Source organism: Mesorhizobium sp. WSM2561 (assembly GCF_000513915.1).
In the GTDB taxonomy this organism is placed as follows: domain Bacteria; phylum Pseudomonadota; class Alphaproteobacteria; order Rhizobiales; family Rhizobiaceae; genus Mesorhizobium; species Mesorhizobium muleiense.
Window position 1 is genome coordinate 24943 of the sequence record NZ_AZUX01000016.1, and the last position, 25605, is coordinate 50547.

Below are 25605 nucleotides of genomic sequence, written 5' to 3' on the forward strand. Positions count from 1 at the left end.
TAGCGGCTGGAGGCTCGATGAAAGCGAATCAAGACGCCGCATCCTGAGACTTTGCGCCTCGACCGAAGTGGCGTTCACGGCGAAGTCGCATACGGGCAACGCCAACTATGCGACAGCCTTTGCCACCATGTCCGGATGCTGGCCGATCACCCGCACATAGGCGATGGCGAAATCCGGCGCGGTCGCCCGCGCCTGCTCCCAGTCGCGCAGCGTGCCGACCGGGACCCGGAAGCGGCTGGCGAACTCGGCTTGCGACAGGCCAAGCCCAGTCCTCGTCCTGCGGATCAGGCGGGCGCGCTGGCCCCGGTCCAGTGCTTCGGCCGTCACGTCGAAATCTTCGGCATCGGTCGGGTCAGCAGGCAGCGTGATGTGCTCTTTCTTCACCCTTGTTGCTCCTTCTCACTGAGATGAAGCGAGGCAAGTCGCCCCGCCAGACGAAAACGCCGGTGAACAGCTTCCCCCGACGAAACCGACCACCTTGAACCGTTCCTCGCCGTCGATCTCGCGGATCGAGGGGATAATCAGGTGGTTGTCGTCCGCAAAAATCCGATCGCCAAAGGCCAGCGGCAGCTTGTGCTTTTCGCGGTTGACCGCATCCTTGGCGGGGTCGAACCTGTCTTCCGTCATGAGGCTCAACTATACGGGATTCCCGTATTGGATGCAACCCTTATCCGCTCGTGGGCTGACATCGGTTTTAGGAGCTCTGCGACAGAACGGCAGCTATGCGGATTTTGCGACTGTCGCGAAAATCCCGATTAAGGCGACAGTTTCGCGCCCGATTTTTGCAACATTCGCATAATCCGTTGTGCGACATGGTCCAAGGACCGCAACGGGTCGAAGCGGAATCCCGTCCCGGTACCAACCGTCACACCAGTCTATCAGTTACGATCCTCCGGGAATGCCGGCACCGGCATGAATTCGACGCCGTCCTCCACCAGGCTCTTGGCCTCCTCCAGCGTCGCCTCGCCATAGATGCCGCGCGGATCGCTCTCGCCGAAATGGATCTTGCGCGCCTCCTCGGCAAACTTGTCGCCGACATAGTCGGCGTTCTCGCGCACCTTCTCGGCCATCGCCTTCAATTGCGCCAACGCCTGCTTCTGGGCCTCGCCCATGGCGAGCGCGATCTTTTCTTGGCTGCGCCCGGTGGAGACGGCCGGCGCCATCAACGCCTTCTCTATTTTGTGCGAGCCGCAGGTCGGGCAATCGACGAAGCCACGCTTCTTCTGGGTATCGAAATCGTCGTTGCTACGAAACCAGCCTTCGAATTCATGCTCGTGCTCGCAGATCAGTGAAAACCGAATCAAGACGCCGCACCCCTGAGACTTTGCGCCTCGACCGAAGTGGCGTTCACGGCGAAGTCGCGTGAATTCTTCAGGTTCGGGATCTTCTTGCGGGCGGCGGCCGACTGCGCCGGGTCGATCTCGGCAACGATCACCGCGGGCTTGTCATGCGCCGCCTCGGCGACGATGCGGCCCCACGGATCGACGATCAGCGAATGGCCATAGGTCTCGCGGCCGTCCTCGTGCAGGCCGCCTTGCGCCGCGGCAATGACATAGGCGCCGTTCTCGATGGCGCGCGCCCGTAGCAGCACATGCCAGTGCGCCTCGCCGGTCTGGCGGGTGAAGGCGGCGGGCACCGAAAGCAGGTCGGCGCCGGCCATCGCCTCGGCGCGGAACAGCTGCGGAAAGCGCAAATCGTAGCAGACGGCGAAACCCAGCTTCGCCCCATCGATCCCGGCGCCGCTGATCTCGGTGACGACGGCCTCGGTGCCTGGCTCGTAGGCGGCGGATTCGCGCCAGCTCTCGCCATTGTCGAGATCGACGTCGAACATGTGGATCTTGTCGTAGGCGGCACTCGTGGCGCCGTCCGGCCCGAACAGAAGCGCGCGGTTGGCGAGCTTGCCGTCGGCGCGCAGGATAGCGGTCGAGCCGATATGCAGGAAGACGCCAAGTTCTTTCGCCAGCTTGCGCGAGGTCGAGACGATGATGTCCTTGTCCTCGGACGTGAACGAGGCGGCCCGCGCCTGGCTGTCGCGGACCAGCGCACCGGTCATTTCCGGCGACTGGATATAGGTCGCACCCTGGCCCGCGGCCTCGCGCACCAGCCGCTCCAGATCGACCGCGTTGCGCTCGGGGCTGGTGCCCGAACGCATCTGGATCGCCGCCGCCTTGAAAGCACCCATCGTCTTGTCCTCAATTCGTCGAGCCATTGGCGAGCAGACGGTCCAGCCGGCCCTCTGCCTCCAGTTCATGGAGATCGTCACAGCCGCCGACATGCGTGTCGCCGATGAATATCTGCGGAAAGGTCGAGCGGCCATTCGCGCGGGAAATCATTTCCCGGCGCAGTTCCGGCGAGAAGGAGGCGTCGTGCTCGGTGTAGGCGACACCCTTGCGCTCGAGCAGCCGCTTGGCCGCCACGCAATAGCCGCACATCATCCGTGTATAGATCGTCACGTCGACCATCGGTCAGCAATCCTGCCTTTTCCCAATCTATATAGTCGCGGACTCGTCGGCCCGAAAGTCCCCCGGCAGCACGCGCGCAAAGGTCAGCACGTCGACCGTCCCGGCACCGCCCTTCTTCAGCGCCTTGGCGACGGCGCGGACAGTGGCGCCGGTGGTATAGACATCGTCGATCAGGAGCACCCGGCGGCCGGCGATCTCGATCTCGGCCTCCTCCGGCACTCTGAAGGCGGCACGCACATTTTCCTCGCGTTCCCGTCGCTCCAGCCCGACCTGCTGGCGGGTGAGTTTGACGCGCCTGACCGCGGAGGGCGCGAAAGGCAGGCCGCCAAGCTGCGATACCGCCCTTGCCAGTTCCGCCGATTGGTTGAACTGGCGCCTGAAAAAGCGCCGCCAGTGCAGCGGCACCGGCACGACCACATCGGCTTCAGCGATCAGTTCGGCACCGGCGCGCAGCATCCAGCGAGCCATCCACGGCGCCAGATCGGTGCGATCCTGGTATTTCAGCCCTTGCACCATCTGGCGGGCGACACCTGAGTAAGCGACCGCGGCCCGTGCCCGCTCGAAGGGCGGCGGGTCGGCGATCGCCTCGGCCGACAGGAACCCCTCGCCCATGTGATGGGTGAACGGCGTGCCCATCACCGGGCACCATGGCCGCTCCAGAAGCCTGAGTTTCGGCCAGCAGGCGCCGCACAGCACGCCGGGCTGCGAGACATGCCGTCGGCAGCCGGCGCAAACCGGCGGAAACAGGATGTGCGCCGGCCAGTCCAACGCCTTTCGAGCGATACTCTTGATATCCGGCATTGGATCGGCCACGTGGTTCTTTCTCCGCCACCCTATATCAGAGTGCGGAAACCAGGAACTGTCAGTTGCAACCTATAGTCGACACCTCTCTCTGGCTGGCGCACAAGCGCCGGGCGCTCGCCAACCCGGCTGCCGGCGCGGACTTCCTGATGCGGCGGGCCGCCGAGGAACTCGCCGACCGGCTGGGCGCGGTGGAACGCAAATTCGACAGGGCGGCCGTCCTGTTTTGCCAGACGCCGGCGGCGGTCGACGTGCTTGCGACAAGCGGCAAGGTGGCGGACATCGTGCGCGTCGAGGCGGATGCGGCGTTCCTGGGCGATGGAGCGGGGGGCGATGCCGCGGGACTGGTGGCGCCGCTGGAGACCGTGCCGTTCGAGCCGGAAAGCCTCGACCTCGCGGTGTCGCTTTTGTCGCTTCAGGCAATGAACGACATTCCCGGCATGCTGGTGCAGATCCGCCGCGCTCTGAAGCCGGACGGTCTTTTCCTCGGCGCTTTTGCCGGCGCCGGCACGCTTTCCGAGCTGCGCGAATGCCTGCTCGCCGCCGAGACCGAGTTTTATGGCGGCGCCAGCCCGCGCGTCATCCCGTTCACCGACGTGCGCGACGCCGGCGCGCTTTTGCAACGCGCCGGTCTGGCCTTGCCCGTCGCCGACGTCGAGACGGTGACGGTGCGCTACGATTCCCTGTTCGGCCTGATGGCGGACCTGCGGGCGATGGGCGAGACCAGCGCGCTCATTGACCGCAGCAGGCGACCGGCCACACGAAAGCTGTTTGCCCGCGCCGCCGAAATCTATGCCGAACGATTTTCGGATGCCGATGGCCGCGTCAGGGCGAGTTTTCCGATCGTCTGGATGTCAGGCTGGGCGCCCGACGCCTCGCAGCAAAAACCGCTGAAGCCGGGCTCGGCAAAACTGTCGCTGAAGACAATCCTGGAAAATCCCGGCCGGCGCTGACCGGTTTATTATGGACGCGGCTGGTCGGTTACTGCGCGAAAGCCTTCACAAGCTTGCTGGCATTGTCGCTGAACAGCCACGTGATTGCGTCGGCGACCTTGCCGACGCCGCCTACGATGGTAAGCGACAGCACGGCCACGATCAGCCCATATTCGACAGCCGTCGCGCCGGTCTTGTCTTCCCAAAATCGTTGCAGCAATGTTTTCATGGCCGTCGATCCCGCTTGCCGGAACCCTAGCGCGGACCTGTTAAGAAAGGTTAATGACACAGGCTTAACAGGCGATGAAAGCACCGCTTTGGCCGGTGTCAGCAGTCGCCGCTGCGCTGGCCATTGTCGCGTATCACGCAGATCGAAGTGGGCAGCGGCTGCAGCACGCTCCTGCGCAGCGTGTAGGTATCACGACGGCCGGTCGAGCCCGTGCTTCCAATCGAACCCGTGCTTTCAATCGACCCTGTGCTCATCCTGTCGAGGCCGCCGGCAAAATCGTCGCGGGCTGATCGCGTCCGGTTGTCGAGCAAGGGCGTGGCGATCAGGGCCAGCGCCACCGCGGCCGAGCCGAACAAAAGCGTGATCCGCAATATTCCCATGCCGGCAGCCCTAAAGCTGCGGTCGGGTCGGATCGAATCCCAGTCCCTGTCGAGGCTCATGCAACCGCCCTCCGGCGAAGGCCTTGACACGACCTTCCTTCGATTTCTGCCGTCATTTTTTCACGGCCAGATAAATCTTCCATTAACGTTGTCTAGGTCTCGGAGGGCAAAATCACAGAAGATCGATGAGGAATTGGATCAGCGGCGCGTCGGCCGGCGGCATCGGAAAATCGCGCATCTGGCGCGGCCGCACCCATTTCAGCACCTGCCCCTCCTTCGGCTGCGCGATGCCGCTGAAGCGACGGCAGACGAACAGCGGCATCAGCAGGTGAAAATCATCGTAGGAATGGCTGGCGAAGGTGAACGGCGCCAGGCAGGGAATATCGGTTTCGATGCCGATCTCCTCGTACAATTCGCGGATGAGGCATTCTTCCGGCGTCTCGCCGGGCTCGACCTTGCCGCCCGGAAACTCCCACAGGCCGGCCAGTTGCTTGCCTTCGGGGCGCTGCGCCAGAAGCACGCGGCCGTCGGTATCGACCAGCGCGCAGGCTGCGACCAGGAGCAGGCGCTTGCCGACAGGGTGCGGGCCGGTCATGCGCCGGGCGGCCGGCGATAATGGTAACGATAGACTTCATCGAACCCGAGCGAATGATAGAGCGCCAGCGCCGGCGCGTTGTCGGCCTCGACCTGCAGCCAGGCTTCCCGGGCGCCGCGCAGCCGTGCCCATTTCAGCGCCGACAGGATGAGGTGGCGGCCATGGCCCTGGTTGCGCACCGATCTGTCGGTGGCGATCTCGAACAGCCCGGCAAGATCGCCGTCATGGACGCAGATCAGCGTCACCAGCGGTTCGGTGCCGTCTTCGAGCGCGAACAGCCCGGCTTCCGGCTGGATGGCGCCGATGATCTCCGACAGGCCCGGCCGCAGCGACACATCCGAGCCGCTTACCTTGAGCGCCGCGCCAATGAAGCGGCTGATGTCCTTCAGCGGGATCTGGTCCATGGCGGCGTCGAGCTGCGCGTCCGCCAGCGGCAGCCGCATCACCAGCGATTCGTCGAATGTGCTCCAGCCCTCGCTGTCGAGATGTTTGGCAAGGATCGGCCCCGACAGCGGCGATATGCGGAAGGTCAGTGGCCGGCCATAGGCGTCGAAACGGCGGCTGGCGCGGCCGATGCGATCGGCAATGTGCTGGATGTCGCCCGGATCGAGCGGGTTGACCGAATTCAGCCGCTTGGCCGGATGGCCCGCCGTCAGCCGCACCACCCAGGTGCCGTCATAATGCACGGCCGCCGCCGGCCAGGCGCGAAAGCCGGCCGCCTCGTAGCGGCGCACGATGGCAAGCACGCTTGCCGGATGTCTGGAAACCAACGCCATCAACTCCGATAATCGCCGTTGATGGCGACATACTCCTTGGTGAGGTCGCAAGTCCACACCGTCGCCTTGCCGCGGCCGATGCCGATATCGGCACGGATGCGGATCTCGTCGCGCTTCATGTAGGCCGACGTCGCCTCCTCGGAGTAGGCGGCGTCGCGCTCGCCCTGATGCGCCAGCCTGATGTCGCCGAACCAGATCGACAGCAGGTCGCGGTCGGCCGGTTCGCCGGCCTTGCCGACGGCCATGACGACGCGGCCCCAATTGGCGTCTTCGCCGGCGACCGCCGTCTTGACCAGCGGCGAATTGGCGATCGACAGCGCGATGCGCTTGGCCGAGCGGGCCGATTTCGCGCCGGTGACGGTGACCTCGACCTGTTTTCGCGCGCCCTCGCCATCGCGCACCACTTGCAGTGCCAGCGCTTTCAGCACCTTGCCGAGCGCGCGGCGGAAGGCGCCGAGGCGCGCATCGCCGGCATTCGTGATATCAGGCGCGCCGCGCCGGGCGGCCGTGCCGGTGGCGAACATCAGCAGCGTGTCGCTGGTCGAGGTGTCGCTGTCGACGGTGACCGCATTGAAGGTCTTGGCGGTGCCGCGCGACAAAAGATCCTGCAGCACGGGGGCTGCGATCGGCGCGTCGGTAGCGATGAAGGAGAGCATCGTCGCCATGTCGGGCGCGATCATGCCGGCGCCCTTGGCAATGCCGTTGATGGTGACGTCGGCGTCGCCGAGTTTTACCGTCGCGGTCGCCAGTTTCGGATAGGTGTCGGTGGTCATGATCGCCTTGGCGGCTTCGGTCCACAGGTCCGGCCTGCCGTCCCTCACCAGTCCGGCGAGCAGATGGCTGAACTTGCCGGCATCGAGCGGCTCGCCGATGACGCCGGTCGAGGCCAGAAACACCTCGTCCGGCGTGCAGCCCGCAGCCTTGGCCGCAGCCTCGCCGGTCATTGCCGTGGAGGCTCGGCCCTTGCTGCCGGTGAAGGCATTGGCGTTGCCGGAATTGACGACCAGAACGCGCGCCTTGCCCTGCCCGAGATTCTGCCGGCAGAAATCGACCGGCGCCGACGGACATTTCGACTTGGTGAACACGCCGGCGACCGTGGTGCCGGCATCGAAGACCATGGTCAGCAGGTCGGTGCGGTTCTTGTACTTTATCCCGGCCTCGGCTGTGGCGATGCGGGCGCCCTCGATGTCAGGCATGTTGGGATATTTCTTCGGCGCGAGCGGCGAAATCGTGGCTGACATGAAGACCTCGGGCGGGAAAAACGCAACGGGAACGCAGGTTTGCCCGATAGCGGGCGCCGGTGCAAGGGCGTTTGATGTTGGGCACATGCCCTTTCTCCTCGAAACGAAACGTTCAGTTGCGCGAAACGGACCGTTTCGTTTCGTCGAGAGAGCGTGTACGATCTGCCGACGAAAAGCATCGAAGGAAAACAGGATGGGGCTGGATCGGGGGCGCAGGTCGATCGGCGCGCGGCGCAACCCCGACAGCGCCGACGCCATTCTCGACGCCGCCGAGGCAGTTCTGGTCGAGGCCGGTTATTCCGGCTTCTCGATCGAAGCGGTGGCGCGGCGGGCGCGTGCGGGAAAGCCGACAATCTATCGCTGGTGGCCGAGCAAGGCCGCCTTGCTGTTCGACGTCTATCAGCGGCTAAAGCGCGTCGATTATCCCGATACTGGCAACCTCGAGGACGATCTCGTCGGCTTCCTCAAAAGCCTGTTCTCGCACTGGCGCGAAACATCGTCAGGCAGCATCTTCAGATCGCTGATCGCCGAGGCGCAGTCGGACGCGACCGTGGCCGCCGTCCTTGCCGAATACACCAAAGGACGCCATGCCCATTCCGGCCAGATGATCGAACGCGCCAAGGCAAGAGGCGAAGTCGCGGCCGACGTCGATTCCACGCTCGTCGCCGACCTGGTCGCCTCGTTTGCCTGGACGCATCTTTTGACCAATCGCCTCGACGAAGACGAAACGACGCTGCGCAAGGCGGTTGGCTATCTGTTGAAGGGCATAGCTCCACCGGGGAACTCGCCGCCGGCGATCCGGCAGCGTTCAAGGCGTCGACGCATCGTAGGATAGGGCGATCTCGGCGCCGCGCTTCCCTTCTCCCCTTGTTGTGGGAGAAGGGAAGAACCGACTGCCCTAGCCTCGCCCTCGCCTACTTGGTGTTTTCCAGCGCGTCGACCGTCTTCTTCAGCTTCTCGTCCGGGATCTCGACCTTGGCCTGGGCGCGCAGCGACTTGACCAGCGCGATGTATTTGTCGCGGATGACTGCCTGACGGGCCTGATCCTTGACCTGGTCGAAGGCCGGCGGCTGCTTGGCGCGCTTGTCCTCGACCTGGATGACGTGCCAGCCGAACTGCGACTGCACCGGCTGCTCGGTGTACTTGCCGACCGCCAGCGCGAACACCGCCTTGTCGAATTCCGGCACCATCTGACCGGGTCCGAACCAGCCGAGATCGCCGCCGCTGGTCTTGCCGCTCGGATCGCTGGTGTGCTCGTTGGCGAGTTTCTGGAAATCGGCGCCGCCATCGAGCTGCTTGATGATCGCATCGGCCTCTTCCTTCGTCTTCACGAGGATGTGACGGGCATGGACCTCGTTGGCCGGCGGCGTGTTGGCGATTTCCTGGTCGTAGCGGGCGCGAACCTCGGCATCGGTGATCTTGCCGACGACATCCTTCTCGACCATTTCGCCATGCAGGGCGCGCTGCTGCAGGAACGCCATGCGGCGCTGGAAGTCGGGATCCTTGTCGAGGCCGGTGGTGACCGCCTGGGCGGCCATGACCTTGATTTCGATTGCTGCCGAAAGGGCTGCGGCGCGGCGCTGTTCGGGCGGCATCTGCGCGAACTGCTGCGACAGCTCGCCTTCGGCAAGCGCAAGATCTGCCTCGGTCAGCGACTGGCCGTTGATCGTGGCGACCACGGCGTTCGGATCGACCGGCGCGGCCGGCTGGGCGGGTGCGCCCGGCTGGGCGGGGGCTGGTTGGGCGGGAGCGGTGTCCTGCGCCATCGCTGGCGACAGCGACAGCGCCGTCAGCCCGAATGCCAGGCCCAGGCTGGCGAGCGACGCGCGGCGGAACAATAAGGACATACAATTAACTCCAATGGGGGATAGCTAGGGCGGGATGGCTTCCAGACCAGCCGGATTGTGGCGGAACTTGGCACGGTCGTCAGGGCCAGCGCGCCGTTGACATCGATTGAGCCCCCTCTTATCTGTCCAACGACTTTGCGTCCAGAACCGTTTTCCGGGCGCTTTTTGCGTTTGTCCACGTTTCACGTGGATTTGATGGGGCCGGCCGGCACCCGTCGCAACGACTTGGAATGCTATCGAAAGGACCATTGAATGGTCAGTTTTGGCGGTCTCGCCCGTAAGGTTTTCGGCTCCTCCAACGATCGCCGGGTCAAGTCGACCCGACCGCGCGTCGAAGCGATCAACGCCATGGAAAACGAGATGCGGGCGCTCTCCGATGCCGAACTGACGGCCCGCACGGAAAAATTCCGCCAGGACGTCGCCAACGGCGCCAGTCTCGACGATCTCCTGGTGCCGGCCTTCGCCACCGTGCGCGAGGCGGCGCGCCGCGTGCTCGGCATGCGCCCGTTCGACGTGCAGCTGATCGGCGGCATGGTGCTGCATAATGGCGGCATCGCCGAGATGCGCACCGGCGAGGGCAAGACGCTGGTCGCCACGCTGCCCGTCTATCTCAACGCGCTCGCCGGCAAAGGCGTCCATGTCGTCACCGTCAACGACTATCTTGCCACACGCGACTCCGAATGGATGGGCCGCGTCTACAAATTCCTCGGCCTTACCGTCGGCGTCATCGTCCATGGCCTGTCCGACGAGGAACGCCATGCCGCCTACGCCGCCGACGTCACCTACGCCACCAACAACGAGCTCGGCTTCGACTATCTGCGCGACAATATGAAATACGAGCGCGCCCAGATGGTGCAGCGCGGCCACAGCTACGCGATCGTCGACGAGGTCGATTCCATCCTGGTCGACGAGGCGCGCACGCCGCTGATCATTTCCGGTCCGCTCGAGGACCGCTCGGAAATGTACAATACCATCGACGCCTTCATGCTGAAGCTCGAGCCGGCCGACTATGAGATCGACGAGAAGCAGAAGACCTCGATCTTTACCGAGGATGGCACCGAGAAGCTGGAAAACCTTTTGCGCGACGCCGGCCTGCTCAAGGGCGAGTCGCTCTACGACGTCGAGAACGTCGCCATCGTCCACCACGTCAACAATGCGCTCAAGGCGCACCAGCTGTTCCAGAAGGACAAGGACTACATCGTGCGCAACGGCGAGATCGTCATCATCGACGAATTCACCGGCCGCATGATGCCGGGCCGCCGCTATTCGGAAGGCCTGCACCAGGCGCTCGAGGCCAAGGAGCATGTGGCGATCCAGCCGGAGAACCAGACGCTCGCCTCCGTCACCTTCCAGAACTATTTCCGCCTCTACAAGAAGCTCGCCGGCATGACCGGCACGGCGCTGACCGAGGCCGAGGAATTCGCCAACATCTACAATCTCGACGTCACCGAGATCCCGACCAATCTGCCGGTCATCCGTATTGACGAGGACGACGAGGTCTACCGGACCGTCGAGGAGAAGTACAAGGCGATCGTCAGGGAGATCAAGGAAGCCCGCGAAAAAGGCCAGCCTACTTTGGTCGGCACCACCTCGATCGAGAAATCCGAGCTGCTGGCCGCACGCCTGCGCAAGGAAGGTTTTGCCGAATTCGAGGTGCTGAACGCCCGCCACCATGAGCGTGAGGCGGCGATCGTCGCCCAGGCGGGAAAACCCGGCGCCATCACCATTGCCACCAACATGGCCGGCCGCGGCACCGACATCCAGCTCGGCGGCAATGCCGACATGCGCATCGCCGAGGAGCTTGGCGACATGCCGGCCGGCCCCGAGCGCGACGCCAGGGAAAAGGCAATCCGCGACGATGTCGCCCGGCTGAAGGAGAAGGCGCTCGCCGCCGGCGGCCTCTACGTGCTCGCCACCGAGCGCCACGAGTCGCGCCGCATCGACAACCAGTTGCGCGGCCGCTCGGGCCGCCAGGGCGATCCCGGGCGCTCAAAATTCTTCCTGTCGCTGCAGGACGATCTGATGCGCATCTTCGGCTCCGAGCGCATGGACGGCATGCTGCAGAAGCTTGGCCTCAAGGAAGACGAGGCGATCATCCACCCCTGGATCAACAAGGCGCTGGAAAAGGCGCAGAAGAAGGTCGAGGCGCGCAATTTCGACATCCGCAAGAACCTGCTGAAATATGACGACGTCTCGAACGACCAGCGCAAGGTGGTGTTCGAGCAGCGCCTCGAGCTGATGGACGGTGAAGGCCTGTCCGAGACCATCGCCGAAATGCGCGAGGGCGTCATCGAGGAGGTCGTCGCCAAGGCTATTCCCGAAAACGCCTATGCCGAGCAGTGGAACGTCGCCGGCCTCAAGGCCGAGGTCGCCGAATTCCTCAATCTCGACCTGCCCATCGAGGACTGGGTCAAGGAAGAGGGCATTGCCGAGGACGACATCCGCGAGCGCATCAGCCAGGCCGCCGAGACCGCTGCCAAGGAGCGTGCAGAGCGCTTCGGCCCTGACGTGATGGCCTATGTCGAGCGCTCCGTGGTCCTGCAGACGCTCGACCATCTGTGGCGCGAGCACATCGTCAACCTCGACCACCTGCGCTCGGTCGTCGGCTTCCGCGGCTACGCCCAGCGCGACCCGCTGCAGGAATACAAGGGCGAGGCGTTCGAGCTGTTCCAGGCAATGCTGGGCAATCTGCGCCAGGCCGTCACCGCGCAATTGATGCGCGTCGAGCTGGTCCGCCAGGCCGCCGAAGCGCCGCCGCCCGAGGCGCCCGACATGTTCGGCAGTCATCTCGACGGCACCACCGGCGAGGACGATTTTGACGGCGGCGAGACCGGTCTTCTGGTTCGCCAGGAGACCCACGCCACCGTCGCCCCCGAAAACCGCGACCCGCAAAACCCCGCCACTTGGGGCAAGGTCGGCCGCAACGAGGCCTGCCCGTGCGGGTCAGGGAAAAAGTACAAGCATTGCCACGGGGCGTTCGCGTAAGCACCCACTTCCCATCTCCCCGTTCACGGGGAGAAGGTGCCCGAAGGGCGGATGAGGGGCGACGCCAACGCCCACGATTAGCCAATCTCCCCACCCGTGGGGGGATGGCCGGCTGGCTAGAGGGGGCGCTGTCCCGCCGACACCGGAAATGGGCCTTCAGCTCTTATTTCTTTCCATCAGCTGGCCCGTCGTTTCGTCGCGTTCTGCCGCGAACGGTGAACATGGCACAAAGCCGGCGCCGCCCCTCATCCGCCTGCCGGCACCTTCTCCCCGTGAACGGGAGAAGGGAGCACTCCCACCTCCCACCCAACCGTTTCTAATGTGTTTTGACTACACCCAGACCCGAAAAGAAGCCGAAAACGGAGTGTGATCAGGGTGCGCTTTTCCGCGGCGACGACAGCCGGGCGGTTTCTGCCGCAGCGCCTTGCGCTGCGCGCAAAGCCGCTGCTTGGCCGCATCGATGCCGTGCTGTTCACCGCCGACGAGCGCGGCGAAGCCAGCCGCATGTCGCTGATCGCCTTTTCCATCCGCATCGTCAGCGCCGTCATCGCCTTCGTCAGCCAAGTGCTGATGGCGCGCTGGATGGGCTCGTTCGAATACGGCATTTTTGTCGTTGTCTGGGTGACGATGGTCATCGTCGGCAACCTCGCCTGCCTCGGCTTCCACACCTCGATCATCCGGTTCATTCCCGAATATCGCGAGCGCAACATGCTGGCCGAACTGCGCGGCATCGTGCTGACCAGCCGCCTGTTCGTGATGGTTGTCTCGACGGCGATCGCCGGGCTGGGAGCGCTCGGCGTCTGGCTGCTCTCGCCCTTTATCGAGAACTACTATGTCGTGCCATTCATTCTCGGCCTCATCTGCATGCCGATGATCGCCATGTCCGACCTGTTGCAGGGGCTGGCGCGGGCCAACTCGTGGGCGCTGTTTGCGCTGGCGCCGACTTATCTGGTGCGGCCGGTGCTGATCCTGGCGCTGATGGTGCTGATGCTTCTGGTCGGCTTTGCGCCCGATGCCAGGACGGCGATCTTCGCCTCGATCGCCGCCACCTATGCCACCACGCTCGGCCAGCTCATCGGCATCACTGCGCGCATCGGCAAAAAAATCCCAGCCGGGCCGAGGAAGCTGCATTTCGCGCAATGGTTCCTCGTGTCGCTGCCGATCTTCCTGGTCGAAGGCTTCTTCTTCCTGCTCACCAATGCCGACGTGCTGATGGTCGGCGCCTATATGAATCCTAACGACGTCGCCGTCTATTTCGCCACGGTCAAGACGCTGGCGCTGGTGCATTTCGTCTATTTTGCGGTCAAGGCGGGCGTTGCCCAGCGCTACGCGCAATTCACCCATGGCGAGCCCGAAAAGCTCGCCGCCTTCGCCCGCGAAACCGTGTCGTGGACGTTCTGGCCATCGCTGTTGATGGCGCTGCTGGTGCTGGTGCTGGGCGAGCCGATGCTGAGCTTGTTCGGGCCTGAATTCGTTGCCGGCTACCCGCTGTTGTTCCTGCTGGTCTTCGGCGTCGTCGCCCGCGCCGCCGTCGGCCCCTGCGAAAGCCTGCTCACCATGAGCGGCAACCAGAATATCTGCGCCGCCGTCTACGCCATGACGCTGGCCCTCAACATCGGCCTAAATCTGGTGCTGATCCCGCTTTTCGGCCTGTGGGGCGCGGCGATGGCCACCGCCTTCGCGATGATCTTCGAGGCCGGCGCGCTGTCCTTCACGGTCTGGCGCAGGCTCGGCATCGTCATGGTCATTTTCGTAGCCGCCAAAGGAGCCGCGTGATGGCTGCCATCCCGTTGCTCGAGGAAACCAGCGGCGGCCCGGCCGGCGCCCTGGTGTCGGGCCTCGCCGGGCTCGCCCGCGAAGCCGATCCCGCCCATATCGAATTGTTGGCCACCGGCCGGCCCCAGCGCAAACTGGCAATTTACGCCGCCTCCGCCGGCTTCGACCTGGTCGAGGAACTCGACTATCTCTGCGCCCGCACGATCGAGACCAACGTGTTCTTCAACCCGCGCTTCCTGGCACCCGCCATGCCGCGACTGGAAGACCGCGAGGTGCGGCTGGCGGTCATCCGCGACGGCGACGAATACCGCAACCGGCTGCGCTTGCTGGTGCCGTTCTCGGTGGAGCGGCCGGCGACGCCGCTCGGCGTGCGGGTGATGCGCACATGGTCGAGCCCGTTCGGGCCGATCGGCACGCCGCTGGTCGACCGCGACGATCCCGTCGGCGTCATCGAGGATTTTTTCGCGATGCTGTCGCGGCCGCATCTCAAACTGCCAAAAGTCTTCGTGCTGCCCGACATCCGGCTCGACGGCCCGGTGGCCAGCCTGCTGGCCACCGTCGCCGAGACGCGTGGCCTGACGCTGGTCACCACCGGCAAGGCCGAACGCCCGATGCTCGAAAGCGAGTTAGACGGGGATGAGTATCTGAAGGCCTCGCTTCGCTCGCACCATTATCGCGAGTTCCGCCGCCTGAAGCGCCGCCTCGCCGACCTGGGCAGGCTGGAGCATCAGGTGGCGCGCGGACCGGAAAACATCCGCCACGCCATCGAGCGTTTTTTGACGCTCGAGGCCGCCGGCTGGAAAGGCCGCGAGCGCACCGCCATGGCCATCGACCGCTACCGCGCCGCCTTTGCCCGCGAGGCCGTGCACCGGCTGGCCGAACGGGACCTGTGCCGCATCCATTCACTGACGCTCGATGACCGCACCATCGCTTGCCTGGTCGTCTTCGTCGAGGCCGGCGTCGCCTACACCTGGAAGACGGCCTATGACGAGACGCTCGCCGCCTATTCGCCGGGCACGCTGCTGATGATCGAGGTGACCAGGCAGCATCTCGACGATCCCAACATCATGATGACCGATTCCTGCGCCGTGCCCGACCATCCGGTGATGAGCCGGCTATGGACGGAGCGCCGGCCGATCGGCACGCTGGTCCTCGGCCTGACGCCGGACGCCGACCGCCTCGCCCGCCAGGCGGCGTCGCAGATCCACCTCTACCGCGAAACCCGCAACATGGCGCGCCTGCTGCGCAACCGGGTGAAGAGCTTGCTGGGACGGCGGTAGGGCAAAGTGCGGCTCCCCTTCTCCCCTTGTTGTGGGAGAAAGTGGCCTCGCGAAGCGAGGTCGGATGAGGGGGTGCTCCAGTGGCACCCAACAGCGCTCCGTCCAGTAACCGTCTTGGCGCTGCGCGCCAATCCACCGCCCGGGGCGAGTCACGGGCCTCGCCTGCCCTTCGGGCCCCACAAGGGGAGAAAGCAGAGAGGGGCAGCGCCGGCTGGTGGTCGCGGCGCATCATCCAGGACCATCGCCTGGTCTACCGCGCCGCCGCGTCGCTTCGCTCCTAGCTCCGGCCTGGGAATGACGAAGGCGCAGGGGCTTACGCTAATCACCAGCGCTGGAAATTGGCAGCTGCAGGCCGGACGGCAGCGACCGTCCACAGTCCCTTTCAGACTCAGTCGAAGAACTGTGTCGAAGGCCTAGGTCATCAGGGTTAATTCTCCCAACCAGCGGAAAGGATTAGCATCGGCGACAATCTCGGCCGCGCAACCAGCATCATTGCCGCCTCGGTCCTGCACGGCCAGAACAAAAATCTGGGAGGAATGCATGACGAAAACAATTCACTTCAGGCGTCGCAGTATTCTCGCTTTGACCGGCCTCATCGGCGCCTGCCTGACTGCGGCCGCGGGTCAGGCCGCCGAGCCTGGCAAGGTCGAGATCGATGCCCTGAAACAATCGCTTTCGAAGTACGAAGACTACAAGGCCGCCATTCGCGACCTCTACCTGTCGACGGTCGGATGCGTTTATTACAGCGGCGAAAAAGTGGCTGGAGCTATGGATTACCCGAAGGGCGCGATGGGCATTCATTTCGTCAACGTCGCGAGCGTCAGCCCGACACCAGATCCGACGCGCCCCAATGTCCTTATCTATGAGCCGGTCGACGGCGGCTTGCGCCTGGTGGCCGTGGAATGGCTTGTTCCGCTGACGCCCGACACCAAGGAGCCGCCGAAACTGTTTGGACAGACGTTCCAGGGGCCGATGGAGGGGCATTATCCGCTTATTCCGGTGGAGTTCTACCATTACGATCTTCACGTCTGGCTGTTCAAAGACAACCCACTTGGAATGTTCAGCCCGACGAACCCCGACGTGAAATGCGACAATTACGCGTTTCCGATGCCGGAGCAGCCGACCAAGATGGTGCCGGGGCCGATGTAATGGCGACTTAGTCTACGCAATGGCCCGGCCTCAATTGGGGTTATCCCAGATGCGCCTGGGATAACCTCCCGCCGAGCTTTCAAGATGTCTCGGGTAGAAAATGGTGCCCCTAGCCGGGATCGAACCAGCACTCCTTGCGGAACTCGATTTTGAGTCGAGCGCGTCTACCAATTCCGCCATAGGGGCTCAGGCCGGGCGGCCTGGATGGGCGCGGACTATACGGTTGGAGGCCTGTTCGTCAACTGGCCAATTCGGGGTGGCCAATTCCGGGCATGTGGCCTTCGCTCGGCCGCGGCCTTTCGATTTCGTGAAGCGGCGGCCATTGTGCGGCGCGAAAAATCTTTCTAGACAGGCAGCGCATTGAAGCGCGCCGCGTCTGGAGAGATTCATCTGGCGCGCTTTTGGTCTTGGTTTTTATGCATTGTTGTCCCAAAGGCGCTGCGCATTTTGGGCGATGTGCATCAGGAGTGCCGATGCTTCGCGGACTTTACGACTGGACCTTGTCGCTGGCGGCGAAGAAATCCGCCGAATGGTGGCTGGCATTCATCGCTTTCGTCGAAAGCTCGGTATTTCTCGTGCCGGCCGATGTGCTCTATCTGCCTATGGCGCTGTCACGGCCGGATCGCGCCTATCGCTACGCGCTGGTCGCCACGCTGGCCTCCGTTCTGGGTGGCATAGCCGGCTGGTACATCGGCCACTACGCCTATGACACGGTGGCGCGGCCGATCCTTGAATTCTACGGCAAGTATGACGACTTCGAGACACTGCGCGTCTCGGCGGGCACCGGATTCATCGTGCTGATGCTGATCACCTCCGGCCTCGCCCATCTGCCGCCGATCAAAGTGGTGACGATCCTGTCCGGCGTCATCGGCACGCCTTTGCTGCTGTTCATCGTGCTGGCGATCGTGGCGCGCGGCGCCCGCTTCCTGTTCCTCGCCTGGCTGCTGCGCCGCTATGGCGAACCGATCCGCGAGTTCATCGAAAAGCGCCTCGGCATGATCGCCGGCGCTGGCGCCGCTGCCCTGATTTCGCTCTATATCGTCGTCAAATACGCGTTTTAGAGCATGATCCCGAACCGAAGGTCAGCGTAGCAAAAAGTGGGCGCCGGCTTTCGGAAAAGATCATGCTCAACAACAAGGCGAACGGCAGATCGATGACAGCGACCGTGAATGCCGACCCTGGACGCCAGCGCATGCGGACGGCGTTGTTCCTCGCCGCCGCCATGGCCGCCACCGTCGGCTCGGCGCTGGCCTTCCAGCATCTCGGCGGCTACATCCCCTGCAAGCTCTGCCTGGAGCAACGCACCCCCTATTACATCGGCGTGCCGCTGATGCTGCTGGCGGCGCTTGCGACGACCTTGCGCTGGCCGGCCTGGCTGACACGCGGCCTGCTGGCCGTCGGCGGCCTGCTGATGGTCTACGGCGTCTACCTCGGCGTCTATCATTCCGGCGTCGAATGGGCGTGGTGGCCGGGGCCGACCGACTGCGCAGCGGCTGCCGGGCCGGTGGACACCGGCGGCAAGGGCGTGCTCGATGCGCTCGACAGATTCGTCCCGCCCTCCTGCGACAAGGCGGCTGTGCGTATCCTCGGCCTGTCGCTGGCCGGCTGGAACGCCATCGCCAGCTTCGTCCTGGCCGTCATCGCCTTCCGCGGCGCCTTTGCCCGCGACTGAGCGCTTCACCCCTTTGGGCCGACGCGAGATCATTCAAGAATTCGGCAGGCTGAGTCGTATGAAGTGATTTTCGAGAACCGGAGCGGAGCGTACTTCCCGCATGTCCCGGAAAAGTGGTCCCGGTTTTCCGACAAGGACATGCGGCAACGAAACTACGTGAGCACCGGAAGCGCAGAAAATCGCTTCAGACGGCCAGCCTCCCGAACTATCGAATGATCTCAAGGTTCGAGTTCGACATCCCAGTAGAGATAATCCATCCAGCTTTCATGCAGATGGTTGGGCGGGAACAGACGGCCATTGTTGTGCAGATCATGCACCGTCGGCTGAAAAGGTTTCTGCAGCGGCCACATCTTGGCGTGCGCCGGCATCATGCCGCCCTTCCTCAGATTGCAGGGCGAGCAGGCGGCGACGACATTCTCCCACGTCGTTGCGCCGCCGCGATGGCGGGGAACGACATGGTCGAAGGTCAGATCCTCCGGCGTGCCGCAATACTGGCACTGGAAACGGTCGCGCAGGAAGACGTTGAAGCGGGTGAAGGCCGGATGCCGCGATGGCTTCACATACGCCTTCAGGCTGACGACGCTCGGCAGCTTCATCGAGAAGGTCGGCGACGACACCGCGTGCTCGTATTCGGCGACGATGTTGACCCGCTCGAGGAACACCGCCTTGATGGCGTCCTGCCACGACCAGAGCGACAGGGGGTAATAGCTGAGCGGACGGTAATCCGCGTTCAGCACCAGTGCTGGAAGCCCATCCGGAGATACGGCAACCGTCACGTCATTGACCTCCTTGGTTCTTAAACCTGTCGGCGCGGATACTGTAAGCCCGACATGACAGGGATGTGAAGCGGCTTGTCGATCAATCGCAGCGCTAAAAATGCATGATTTTCATGCTTTTTTACGGATTCCGCCAGGCGGCGCGGCGTCCCTGCCCCGGGTTTCACGATAATACGCCCAAAAAAGCCGTGATGCGACACCGCGCCACGGGCTCCATGATTCGGCGAGCTTGATCAGCGTTTTCTCGGGCGGGCGCGGGTCGATGCCGAGCGCGTGGCCGACCGCGCTCTGCAGGGCAACGTCGCGTGCCGGGAAGACGTCGGGGTGGCCGGCGGCGAACAGAAGATAGACTTCCGCCGTCCACGGACCGATGCCTGACACCTTGGTCATCGCCGCGATCGCCTCCGCGGCGTCGAGCAAACAGAGATGATCGAGGTCGAGCCCATCGACCACCGCCTGGGCGACGGCGATCAGCCCGCGCTGTTTCGGCCGCGACAGTCCGGCTTCGCGAAAGATGGCTTCGTCAGCGGCAAGGATGGCTTGCGGCGTCAGCGGATCGACGAGTTTTGTCAGCCGCCCGAAGATGGCGTCGGCGCTGGCGCGGGATACCTGCTGCGAGACGATGATCGAGGCAAGGCTTCTGAACCCCGGCTCGGACAGCCGAAGCGGCACCTCGCCGGCGATGCCGCGCACCTTTTCCAGGCGCGGGTCGAGCAGGCAGAGCGCGTCGAGCCCTTGCGAGACGTCGTCGAGCGTGGCGATGCGTTGCATGTCTGCTTGTTCCCGGCGCAAAGTGGCAGATGTAATCAGGCGCAAAGTAGCAACTGGCGAAAGCGCCGCACAACCCGATTGCCGCCGAACGATGACACTCCTGACATTCCGCTTCGCGCCGAGCCCGAATGGCGAACTGCATCTCGGCCATGCCTATTCGGCGCTGCTCAATCAAAAATTGGCTAGCGCAACCGGCGGGCGGCTGTTGCTGCGCATCGAGGACATCGATACGACGCGCTGCACACCGGAATTCGAGGCCGGTATTTTTCGCGACCTGGAATGGCTCGGGCTTGGCTGGGAACAACCGGTGCGCCGTCAGTCCGAGCATTTTTCGGACTATCAGGCGGTGCTCGATCGGCTGATCAGCGAGGAACTCGTCTACCCGGCCTTCATGAGCCGTGGCGAAATCCGCGCCTTCATTGCCGACCGCGAAAGGCGCGACCGCGACTGGCCGCGCGACCCGGACGGGGTGCCGCTCTATCCCGCCGTCGACAAGGCGCTGACTATGAAGGAACGCCAGCAACGGATGGCCGAGAATGTGCCCTTCGCCTGGCGGCTCGACGTCGATGCTGCGATGGCGCGCGTCGGCTCGGGTCTGTCATGGCTGGAATTTTCCGATGAAAGCCTTTCCGCGACACGCACGATAGAAGCCCGGCCGCAGGACTGGGGCGACGTGATCGTGGCGCGCCGTGAAATCCCGACAAGCTATCATCTCGCCGTCGTCGTCGACGACGCGCTGCAAGGCGTCAGCCATGTGGTGCGCGGCCAGGACCTCTATTCCGCCACCGGCGTGCAGCGCCTGCTCCAGGAACTCCTCGGCCTGCCGCAATCAGGCTACTTCCACCATCGTCTGGTCCTCGGCCCGGACGGACGAAAGCTGTCGAAGAGTTTTGCCGATACCGGCCTTGCCGCCTTGCGCGAGGCCGGCGCATCACCGGAAGACGTCCGGCGGTTGGTTGGGATTTAGTCCCAGACACGGTCGTTTTTGACAGGTCGAGCCGATCTGGCAAGAAGGATGCTGTCCGCGAAGCTGCCGATCTCCCCCCGTGTGGGGGAGATGTCCGGCAGGACAGAGGGGGGCGCTGTCCCCCCGCGATCAAAGGTTCTGCACCGCAGCAACGCTCCGAGGTAACGGAATGGATCCCAGGGTCTGCGCCGCGTCGCTTCGCTCCTTGCTCCGCCCTGGGATGACGAAGGCGTGGGGGATCATGTTTTGATCCTCCCTGACCCAGAGCGCATCCTTCAGCTCGGATGAACCTATGGATCAACCGTTTGGTTTTGCTAGCCGGGTTGAACCGCATTACAGCAGTCCCGTACAAAACCCCTCACCGAGCACGCGGCAGCCTTTCAAAAATGCGCAGCATCAAGCGGTTCATCCCCGCCTCCTTTGTCGTCCTGTGGGCGACCGGCTTCATCGGCGCGCGTTATGCCATGCCGTTGGCCGAGCCTTTCACCTTCCTGGCCGCTCGTTTCGTGCTGGCCGCCGTGCTGTTGGCCGCCTTGATGGCAGCACTCGGCTCCAGGCGAGCGACGCGCAAGGAGGCGTTTCACGCGACCGGCGCCGGCATCCTGATGCATGGCGTCTATCTCGGCGGCGTGTTCTGGGCCATCCACAGGGGCATGCCGGCCGGGTTATCGGCCTTGATCGTCGGGCTGCAGCCGCTGATCACGGCGGTGATGGCCGGCAGGTTTCTCGGCGAGGCCATCCTGCCGCGCCATTGGGCCGGTCTCGGCATCGGTCTGGTCGGCGTGGTCATCGTGCTCTGGCCGAAGCTCGGAACGCTCGGCGGCGGCGTGACGGCCGAGACACTGGCCGCCTCCCTTGTCTCGGTGCTTGGCATGAGCGCCGGCACGATCTGGCAGAAGCGCTTCGCCTCCGGCGGCGATCTCGTGGCGGCCACCACTTGGCAATATGTCGGCGGCGCATCGGTGATGGTCCTGGCCTCGCTCGCCTTCGAGACCCGAACCGTCATCGTCAACGGCGAGTTGATCTTCGCCATGGCATGGCTGGTGCTGGTGCTGTCGATCGGCGCCATCTTCCTGTTGATGGTGATGATCCGCGACGGCGAGATGTCGAAAGTCGCTTCGCTGTTCTATCTGGTCCCGGCCGTCACCGCGGTCATCGCCTGGCTGTTGTTCGGCGAACAGTTGAACCTGGTCCAGATCGTCGGCATGGCGATCGCGACGTTCGGCGTCGGGCTGGCAACCGCTCAGCCAACCAAAGCATGATCCCAAAAAGTGGGAACCGATTTTCGGAAAAGATCATGCTCAAAACAAGAATCAGCCAACGCGCGCGCGTGCCTCCAGATAGCGGCTGATCGCGGCATTGAGTTCACCGCCGAGAATGAAGATCGCCGAGACCATATAGAGGAAGACGACCGCGACCATGATCGAGGCAAGGCCGGCATAGGTCGTCACATAGGACGAGAAACGGTCGAGATAGGCGGCGAAGATGGTCGACCCGATAAGCCAGGCAATCAGCGTGAAGATGATGCCCGGTATGATCGAGACGAAGCGGCGCTTGCCCGCAGGCAGCCAGTAATGCACCGCGAACAGCCCGCCGACGATGACGACCGAGGCGATGATGTAACGCCACAGCGTGATCGTTCCCATATAGGGTTTTACCCATTCGAAATTGGCCTCGGCCAGCCGCGCCAGCAACGGCGCAAACACCAGAAGCACGCTGATCGCCAGAAAACCTGCCGTGGCGATCAGCACGAAGGCGATGCTCTGTACCCGGCGGTAGATGATGCCGCGCGTTTCGGAAACGCGGTAGGCGCGGTTGAGCGAGGTGCGCAGCGCCTCGATGCCGTTCGAGGCGAAGAAGGCGGCAAGCAGCACGCCATAGGTCAACAGGTCGGTGCGCTGCACGGTGAGCACGTTGAGCACTTCGCGCGCGATCGGCTCGGCGATCTGCTCGGGCCAGGTGTCGAAGACGATATGAACGGCGGTGTCGGCGAAAGCCTGTGCGCCGAGGAAGCTGGCCAGCGTCGTGGCGAAAATCAGAAAAGGGAACAGCGCCATCAGCGCCGTGATCGCCAGATGACTGGCCATCGCCCAGCCATCGTCTGCATCGAAATGGCCGAACGCGTCATAGAGCACGCGCTTGAGGGCTACGATCTTCCGCAACAAGAACCGCGCTCCCTTCGATTGTCTCGACGCCGCGAATATGGGAAGGGATTGCGGCAAATGGCAAGCCTAGGTCAAAGCACGCTTCCTCCTGGAGAAGAGTTGCGCACCATCATCGTCACCGGAGCTTCTTCCGGGATAGGCGCCTATTGCACCCGGGCGCTGAAGGCGGAAGGCTGGCGGGTGTTCGCGACGGCACGCAAGCCGGAGGACATCGCCGCCCTCGAGGCCGACGGCATCGAGGCTTTCTATCTGGATTATTGCGAACCGGGATCCATCGAGACGCTGGTGGCGTCGGTGCTGGAGCGGACCGGCGGACAGCTCAATGCCCTGTTCAACAACGGCGCCTACGCCCAGCCTGGCGCCGTCGAGGACCTGCCGGTCGCAGCGCTCAGGGAGCAATTCGAGGCGAATGTCTTCGGCTGGCATGACCTCACCCGCCGTGTCGTGCCGGTGATGCGCCGCCAGGGCCATGGCCGTCTTGTCCACTGCTCCTCGATCCTCGGCCTGGCACCGCTGCCTTTTCGCGGCGCCTATTCGGCGTCGAAGCACGCGATCGAAGGGCTGATGCTGTGCATGCATCAGGAACTCCAGGGCAGCGGCATCCATGTCTCGCTGATCGAGCCGGGGCCGGTCACATCGAAGATCGCCAGCAACGGCCTTGTGTGGTTTCTCAGGAATATCGACCGTGAGAATTCCGTCCACCGCCTCGCCTATGAGGCGCAGCTGCAACGGCTGCAGGCCGGCGGCAGCACGTCACGGCTGAAGCCAGGGCCGGAGGTGGTTCATGCGGCCTTGCGCCATGCGCTTCTGTCGCGGCGCCCGCATCCGCATTATGTGGTAACGGTGCCGGCCAGGATCGGCGTCGTCCTCAAACGCATCCTGCCGGCATCAATGCTCTACCGCCTGCTTGCCAAACGCGCCTGAACACAATCGACTGGAAACACACTATGGCAACCGTCTTCAACATCCTCGCTGTCCTCGTCATGGTCGCCGTGGTCATCGTGCTGATCCGCGGCCTCATCAACATGATGCGCGGCGGCTCCGGCATGACCTCCAACAAGCTGATGCAGACGCGCGTGCTGCTGCAGTTCGTGGCATTGGTGCTGATCATGCTAGCGGTGTATTTCACCCGCAAGTGACGAGGGTGGCGATTTCGAGAGGCAGAGCGTGGTCAAGCTCAACAAGATCTACACCCGTACCGGCGACGACGGCACCACCGGCCTTGGCACCGGTGAACGGCGGCTGAAATCCGATCTGCGCATCGACGCCTATGGCACGATCGACGAAGCCAATGCCTGCATCGGCATGGCCCGCATCCACACCGCGGCAACACACCCGGCGATCGACGCGATGCTCGGCCGCATCCAGAACGACCTTTTCGACCTCGGCGCCGATCTGGCGGTGCCGGACGACGGCAAGCCGCTCGGCTATGAACCGCTGCGCATCACCGCTGTGCAGACCGACCGCGTCGAAAAGGACATCGACCTGCTCAACAAGGACCTGCAGCCGCTCAAATCCTTCGTGCTCAACGGCGGCACGCCGGCGGCGGCGGCCCTTCACCTCGCCCGCACGGTGGCGCGGCGGGCCGAGCGCATCATGGTGGCTTTGACGCAAACCCCAGGCGAGCACGTCAGCCGCGAGGCGATAAGATACATCAACCGCGTATCGGACTTTCTGTTCGTCGCCGCACGCGCGGTCAATGACAATGGAAACGCCGACGTGCTATGGGTTCCCGGCAAGAACCGCTGAATCTGCCGAGGCGGGAGGGGGTCCGATGTTCATCCCGCTTTATGACACCAACCGGCTGCGCCACATCGAGCAGCAATATGTGACGATCGGCCTGATCGCGTTCAATACGCTCATCTACTTCGCCACCGCGCTTGGCGGCGAGCAGTTCACCAACGCGGCTGTGCTGGGGCTCGGCTTCATCCCGTCGGTGGTCCATGACAGCGCCGAACTGGCTCCGCAGTTTGTCGTGATCCCGGAGAGCCTGAGCTACGTCACCTATTCCTTCCTGCATGCCGATATTTTCCATCTCGGCGGCAACATGCTGTTCCTGTGGGTGTTCGGCGACAATGTCGAGGACGCGCTCGGTCATATCCGCTTTCTCGCCTTCTATCTGCTCTGCGCCATCGCCGGCGCCTCCTTCCAGGGCCTGATCGCGTGGGACTCGCAGGTTCCGCTGATCGGGGCCTCAGGCGCCATTGCCGGCGTGGTCGCCGCCTATCTGATCCTCTATCCCAGGGTAAAGGTATGGGTGCTGGCCTTCGCCCGCATTCCGCTGCGCATCCCGGCCTTCATCCCGCTCATCCTGTGGATCCTGTTCCAGATCGTGATGTTCGCCGCCGGTGGCGAGGATCAGATTTCCTGGGCCTGCCATGTCGGCGGCATCATCGCCGGGGCCGTGCTGGTGCTCGTCTTGCGCAACCGCGCCGTACCGCTGCTTGCCGGTGCGGATGAAGAGGCAGCGGTGGTCGCCGGCCAAATGCCTGTTGCCGCAGAGCCGGCGCCAGGCGAACCGCTGCCGGCGCGGCCGGCGCAGCGCTGGGGACGGGCAAGCGCCTCCAGTCCGGACTGAACCGATTTGCCGAACTGAACCGATTTGAGTGCGGCGCGGATGATTTGGGCGCGTCCCGGATATTGACGTGCGGGGTCGCCGCAACTACGGAAGCGTTCCCACACCAATGCATGTCGCGCAAAACTGTGCAGCGGTTTTGCGATAACGGCATGCATGAAACACACAACCCGAAGCGCGTCGCGTGAGGTTGGCCAAATGCGACGCGCTTTAGACGGTCGGAGAC

29 protein-coding genes and 1 tRNA gene are annotated in these 25605 nt (G+C 63.9%); 14 read left to right on the plus strand and 16 right to left on the minus strand.

Going from position 1 to position 25605, the window contains the following annotated elements; genetic code table 11:
- Positions 1 to 105: 105 nt before the first annotated feature.
- From M727_RS0114825 to M727_RS0114850, 6 genes are all read right to left on the minus strand, one after another.
- Entirely contained in the window at positions 106 to 384 is a 279-nt protein-coding gene (locus M727_RS0114825) for a helix-turn-helix domain-containing protein (protein WP_027153345.1), read from the minus strand.
- A gap of 15 nt (positions 385 to 399) precedes the next feature.
- Positions 400 to 627, minus strand: a complete 228-nt coding sequence (locus tag M727_RS36480) for a BrnT family toxin (protein WP_348627165.1) — start codon at positions 625 to 627, stop codon at positions 400 to 402.
- Positions 628 to 878: 251 nt separating this feature from the next.
- Complete coding sequence (locus M727_RS0114835) at positions 879 to 1304, minus strand: DUF1178 family protein (RefSeq protein ID WP_027153346.1); 426 nt, start codon at positions 1302 to 1304, stop codon at positions 879 to 881.
- Entirely contained in the window at positions 1301 to 2182 is an 882-nt protein-coding gene (locus M727_RS0114840; protein WP_027153347.1) for a carbon-nitrogen hydrolase family protein, read from the minus strand. The genes M727_RS0114835 and M727_RS0114840 overlap by 4 nt, the downstream gene beginning before the upstream one ends.
- A gap of 10 nt (positions 2183 to 2192) precedes the next feature.
- A complete protein-coding gene (gene grxC / locus M727_RS0114845; RefSeq protein WP_027153348.1) occupies positions 2193 to 2462 on the minus strand; it encodes a glutaredoxin 3 in 270 nt (89 codons plus the stop codon).
- 27 nt (positions 2463 to 2489) lie between these two features.
- A complete protein-coding gene (locus M727_RS0114850; protein WP_027153349.1) occupies positions 2490 to 3275 on the minus strand; it encodes a ComF family protein in 786 nt (261 codons plus the stop codon).
- Positions 3276 to 3328: 53 nt separating this feature from the next.
- On the opposite strand from M727_RS0114850, the gene M727_RS0114855 reads away from it, so the two are divergent.
- The gene (locus M727_RS0114855; RefSeq protein WP_027153350.1) at positions 3329 to 4216 is read left to right on the plus strand and encodes a methyltransferase domain-containing protein; all 888 of its coding nucleotides are present in this window, start codon (positions 3329 to 3331) and stop codon (positions 4214 to 4216) included.
- A 28-nt stretch (positions 4217 to 4244) separates the two neighbouring features.
- On the opposite strand, the gene M727_RS0114860 is transcribed toward M727_RS0114855, so the two are convergent.
- From M727_RS0114860 to argJ, 5 genes are all read right to left on the minus strand, one after another.
- Entirely contained in the window at positions 4245 to 4424 is a 180-nt protein-coding gene (locus M727_RS0114860; protein WP_023797290.1) for a Flp family type IVb pilin, read from the minus strand.
- Positions 4425 to 4522: 98 nt separating this feature from the next.
- Positions 4523 to 4864 (minus strand): hypothetical protein, encoded by a 342-nt coding sequence (locus tag M727_RS0114865; protein ID WP_027153351.1) that lies wholly within the window; start codon positions 4862 to 4864, stop codon positions 4523 to 4525.
- A gap of 112 nt (positions 4865 to 4976) precedes the next feature.
- Complete coding sequence (locus M727_RS0114870) at positions 4977 to 5399, minus strand: (deoxy)nucleoside triphosphate pyrophosphohydrolase (RefSeq protein WP_027153352.1); 423 nt, start codon at positions 5397 to 5399, stop codon at positions 4977 to 4979.
- The gene (locus tag M727_RS0114875) at positions 5396 to 6175 is read right to left on the minus strand and encodes a GNAT family N-acetyltransferase (RefSeq protein WP_198032642.1); all 780 of its coding nucleotides are present in this window, start codon (positions 6173 to 6175) and stop codon (positions 5396 to 5398) included. The genes M727_RS0114870 and M727_RS0114875 overlap by 4 nt, the downstream gene beginning before the upstream one ends.
- Positions 6175 to 7416: a bifunctional glutamate N-acetyltransferase/amino-acid acetyltransferase ArgJ gene (gene argJ, locus M727_RS0114880; RefSeq protein ID WP_027153354.1), complete on the minus strand. Its 1242-nt coding sequence runs from the start codon at positions 7414 to 7416 to the stop codon at positions 6175 to 6177. The genes M727_RS0114875 and argJ overlap by 1 nt, the downstream gene beginning before the upstream one ends.
- A gap of 193 nt (positions 7417 to 7609) precedes the next feature.
- Here argJ and M727_RS36485 point away from each other — a divergent pair, with 193 nt between their 5' ends.
- Complete coding sequence (locus M727_RS36485) at positions 7610 to 8251, plus strand: TetR/AcrR family transcriptional regulator (protein ID WP_051505619.1); 642 nt, start codon at positions 7610 to 7612, stop codon at positions 8249 to 8251.
- A gap of 79 nt (positions 8252 to 8330) precedes the next feature.
- Here M727_RS36485 and M727_RS0114890 read toward each other — a convergent pair whose 3' ends face one another.
- On the minus strand, positions 8331 to 9263 hold the full coding sequence (locus M727_RS0114890) for a peptidylprolyl isomerase (RefSeq protein WP_023797284.1): 933 nt from the start codon (positions 9261 to 9263) through the stop codon (positions 8331 to 8333).
- 252 nt (positions 9264 to 9515) lie between these two features.
- Here M727_RS0114890 and secA point away from each other — a divergent pair, with 252 nt between their 5' ends.
- The 4 genes from secA to M727_RS0114915 all read left to right on the plus strand — a co-directional run bounded on the left by secA (position 9516) and on the right by M727_RS0114915 (position 16453).
- Positions 9516 to 12248: a preprotein translocase subunit SecA gene (secA, locus tag M727_RS0114895; RefSeq protein WP_027153355.1), complete on the plus strand. Its 2733-nt coding sequence runs from the start codon at positions 9516 to 9518 to the stop codon at positions 12246 to 12248.
- Positions 12249 to 12623: 375 nt separating this feature from the next.
- Complete coding sequence (locus tag M727_RS0114900; protein ID WP_027153356.1) at positions 12624 to 14024, plus strand: lipopolysaccharide biosynthesis protein; 1401 nt, start codon at positions 12624 to 12626, stop codon at positions 14022 to 14024.
- Entirely contained in the window at positions 14024 to 15304 is a 1281-nt protein-coding gene (locus tag M727_RS0114905; protein WP_027153357.1) for a GNAT family N-acetyltransferase, read from the plus strand. The genes M727_RS0114900 and M727_RS0114905 overlap by 1 nt, the downstream gene beginning before the upstream one ends.
- A gap of 582 nt (positions 15305 to 15886) precedes the next feature.
- Positions 15887 to 16453: a hypothetical protein gene (locus M727_RS0114915; protein ID WP_245268648.1), complete on the plus strand. Its 567-nt coding sequence runs from the start codon at positions 15887 to 15889 to the stop codon at positions 16451 to 16453.
- 101 nt (positions 16454 to 16554) lie between these two features.
- Here M727_RS0114915 and M727_RS0114920 read toward each other — a convergent pair.
- Positions 16555 to 16639: transfer RNA gene (locus M727_RS0114920), tRNA-Leu, on the minus strand.
- A 287-nt stretch (positions 16640 to 16926) separates the two neighbouring features.
- Between M727_RS0114920 and M727_RS0114925 the strand changes: the two genes are divergently transcribed.
- Positions 16927 to 17514, plus strand: a complete 588-nt coding sequence (locus M727_RS0114925; RefSeq protein WP_027153359.1) for a YqaA family protein — start codon at positions 16927 to 16929, stop codon at positions 17512 to 17514.
- Between the two features lie 92 nt (positions 17515 to 17606).
- Positions 17607 to 18125, plus strand: a complete 519-nt coding sequence (locus M727_RS0114930) for a disulfide bond formation protein B (RefSeq protein ID WP_027153360.1) — start codon at positions 17607 to 17609, stop codon at positions 18123 to 18125.
- Between the two features lie 218 nt (positions 18126 to 18343).
- Here M727_RS0114930 and M727_RS0114935 read toward each other — a convergent pair whose 3' ends face one another.
- Both M727_RS0114935 and M727_RS0114940 read right to left on the minus strand, forming a co-directional pair.
- Complete coding sequence (locus M727_RS0114935; protein WP_023797250.1) at positions 18344 to 18901, minus strand: HNH endonuclease; 558 nt, start codon at positions 18899 to 18901, stop codon at positions 18344 to 18346.
- A gap of 111 nt (positions 18902 to 19012) precedes the next feature.
- Positions 19013 to 19672, minus strand: coding sequence for a DNA-3-methyladenine glycosylase (locus tag M727_RS0114940; protein WP_027153361.1), 660 nt, complete (start codon positions 19670 to 19672; stop codon positions 19013 to 19015).
- Positions 19673 to 19763: 91 nt separating this feature from the next.
- On the opposite strand from M727_RS0114940, the gene gluQRS reads away from it, so the two are divergent.
- Both gluQRS and M727_RS0114950 read left to right on the plus strand, forming a co-directional pair.
- Positions 19764 to 20639 carry a tRNA glutamyl-Q(34) synthetase GluQRS gene (gluQRS, locus tag M727_RS0114945; protein WP_027153362.1) on the plus strand — a complete coding sequence of 292 codons (876 nt, stop codon included), beginning with the start codon at positions 19764 to 19766 and terminating at the stop codon, positions 20637 to 20639.
- A gap of 386 nt (positions 20640 to 21025) precedes the next feature.
- On the plus strand, positions 21026 to 21901 hold the full coding sequence (locus M727_RS0114950) for a DMT family transporter (RefSeq protein WP_027153363.1): 876 nt from the start codon (positions 21026 to 21028) through the stop codon (positions 21899 to 21901).
- A 51-nt stretch (positions 21902 to 21952) separates the two neighbouring features.
- On the opposite strand, the gene M727_RS0114955 is transcribed toward M727_RS0114950, so the two are convergent.
- Complete coding sequence (locus M727_RS0114955; RefSeq protein ID WP_031254136.1) at positions 21953 to 22804, minus strand: YihY/virulence factor BrkB family protein; 852 nt, start codon at positions 22802 to 22804, stop codon at positions 21953 to 21955.
- Between the two features lie 57 nt (positions 22805 to 22861).
- On the opposite strand from M727_RS0114955, the gene M727_RS0114960 reads away from it, so the two are divergent.
- From M727_RS0114960 to M727_RS0114975, 4 genes are read left to right on the plus strand one after another with little or no spacing between them, the layout of a single operon-like run.
- Positions 22862 to 23728 (plus strand): SDR family oxidoreductase, encoded by an 867-nt coding sequence (locus M727_RS0114960; RefSeq protein ID WP_084646738.1) that lies wholly within the window; start codon positions 22862 to 22864, stop codon positions 23726 to 23728.
- A 23-nt stretch (positions 23729 to 23751) separates the two neighbouring features.
- On the plus strand, positions 23752 to 23943 hold the full coding sequence (locus tag M727_RS0114965; RefSeq protein ID WP_023797244.1) for a twin transmembrane helix small protein: 192 nt from the start codon (positions 23752 to 23754) through the stop codon (positions 23941 to 23943).
- A 28-nt stretch (positions 23944 to 23971) separates the two neighbouring features.
- Positions 23972 to 24553 (plus strand): cob(I)yrinic acid a,c-diamide adenosyltransferase, encoded by a 582-nt coding sequence (locus M727_RS0114970; protein ID WP_027153365.1) that lies wholly within the window; start codon positions 23972 to 23974, stop codon positions 24551 to 24553.
- A gap of 25 nt (positions 24554 to 24578) precedes the next feature.
- Positions 24579 to 25382 carry a rhomboid family intramembrane serine protease gene (locus tag M727_RS0114975; protein WP_027153366.1) on the plus strand — a complete coding sequence of 268 codons (804 nt, stop codon included), beginning with the start codon at positions 24579 to 24581 and terminating at the stop codon, positions 25380 to 25382.
- Positions 25383 to 25605: the final 223 nt, after the last annotated feature.

Excerpts from the sequence above, each read along its gene's own strand:
- M727_RS36480 (WP_348627165.1), bottom strand. The coding sequence starts at position 627 with ATGACGGAAGACAGGTTCGACCCCGCCAAGGATGCGGTCAACCGCGAA.
- M727_RS0114840 (WP_027153347.1), bottom strand. The coding sequence starts at position 2,182 with ATGGGTGCTTTCAAGGCGGCGGCGATCCAGATGCGTTCGGGCACCAGC.
- grxC (WP_027153348.1), bottom strand. The coding sequence starts at position 2,462 with ATGGTCGACGTGACGATCTATACACGGATGATGTGCGGCTATTGCGTG.
- M727_RS0114860 (WP_023797290.1), bottom strand. The coding sequence starts at position 4,424 with ATGAAAACATTGCTGCAACGATTTTGGGAAGACAAGACCGGCGCGACG.
- M727_RS0114865 (WP_027153351.1), bottom strand. The coding sequence starts at position 4,864 with ATGAGCCTCGACAGGGACTGGGATTCGATCCGACCCGACCGCAGCTTT.
- M727_RS0114870 (WP_027153352.1), bottom strand. The coding sequence starts at position 5,399 with ATGACCGGCCCGCACCCTGTCGGCAAGCGCCTGCTCCTGGTCGCAGCC.
- M727_RS0114875 (WP_198032642.1), bottom strand. The coding sequence starts at position 6,175 with ATGGCGTTGGTTTCCAGACATCCGGCAAGCGTGCTTGCCATCGTGCGC.
- argJ (WP_027153354.1), bottom strand. The coding sequence starts at position 7,416 with ATGTCAGCCACGATTTCGCCGCTCGCGCCGAAGAAATATCCCAACATG.
- M727_RS36485 (WP_051505619.1), top strand. The coding sequence starts at position 7,610 with ATGGGGCTGGATCGGGGGCGCAGGTCGATCGGCGCGCGGCGCAACCCC.
- M727_RS0114890 (WP_023797284.1), bottom strand. The coding sequence starts at position 9,263 with ATGTCCTTATTGTTCCGCCGCGCGTCGCTCGCCAGCCTGGGCCTGGCA.
- secA (WP_027153355.1), top strand. The coding sequence starts at position 9,516 with ATGGTCAGTTTTGGCGGTCTCGCCCGTAAGGTTTTCGGCTCCTCCAAC.
- M727_RS0114905 (WP_027153357.1), top strand. The coding sequence starts at position 14,024 with ATGGCTGCCATCCCGTTGCTCGAGGAAACCAGCGGCGGCCCGGCCGGC.
- M727_RS0114925 (WP_027153359.1), top strand. The coding sequence starts at position 16,927 with ATGCTTCGCGGACTTTACGACTGGACCTTGTCGCTGGCGGCGAAGAAA.
- M727_RS0114930 (WP_027153360.1), top strand. The coding sequence starts at position 17,607 with ATGACAGCGACCGTGAATGCCGACCCTGGACGCCAGCGCATGCGGACG.
- M727_RS0114940 (WP_027153361.1), bottom strand. The coding sequence starts at position 19,672 with ATGCAACGCATCGCCACGCTCGACGACGTCTCGCAAGGGCTCGACGCG.
- gluQRS (WP_027153362.1), top strand. The coding sequence starts at position 19,764 with ATGACACTCCTGACATTCCGCTTCGCGCCGAGCCCGAATGGCGAACTG.
- M727_RS0114950 (WP_027153363.1), top strand. The coding sequence starts at position 21,026 with ATGCGCAGCATCAAGCGGTTCATCCCCGCCTCCTTTGTCGTCCTGTGG.
- M727_RS0114960 (WP_084646738.1), top strand. The coding sequence starts at position 22,862 with ATGGCAAGCCTAGGTCAAAGCACGCTTCCTCCTGGAGAAGAGTTGCGC.
- M727_RS0114965 (WP_023797244.1), top strand. The coding sequence starts at position 23,752 with ATGGCAACCGTCTTCAACATCCTCGCTGTCCTCGTCATGGTCGCCGTG.
- M727_RS0114975 (WP_027153366.1), top strand. The coding sequence starts at position 24,579 with ATGTTCATCCCGCTTTATGACACCAACCGGCTGCGCCACATCGAGCAG.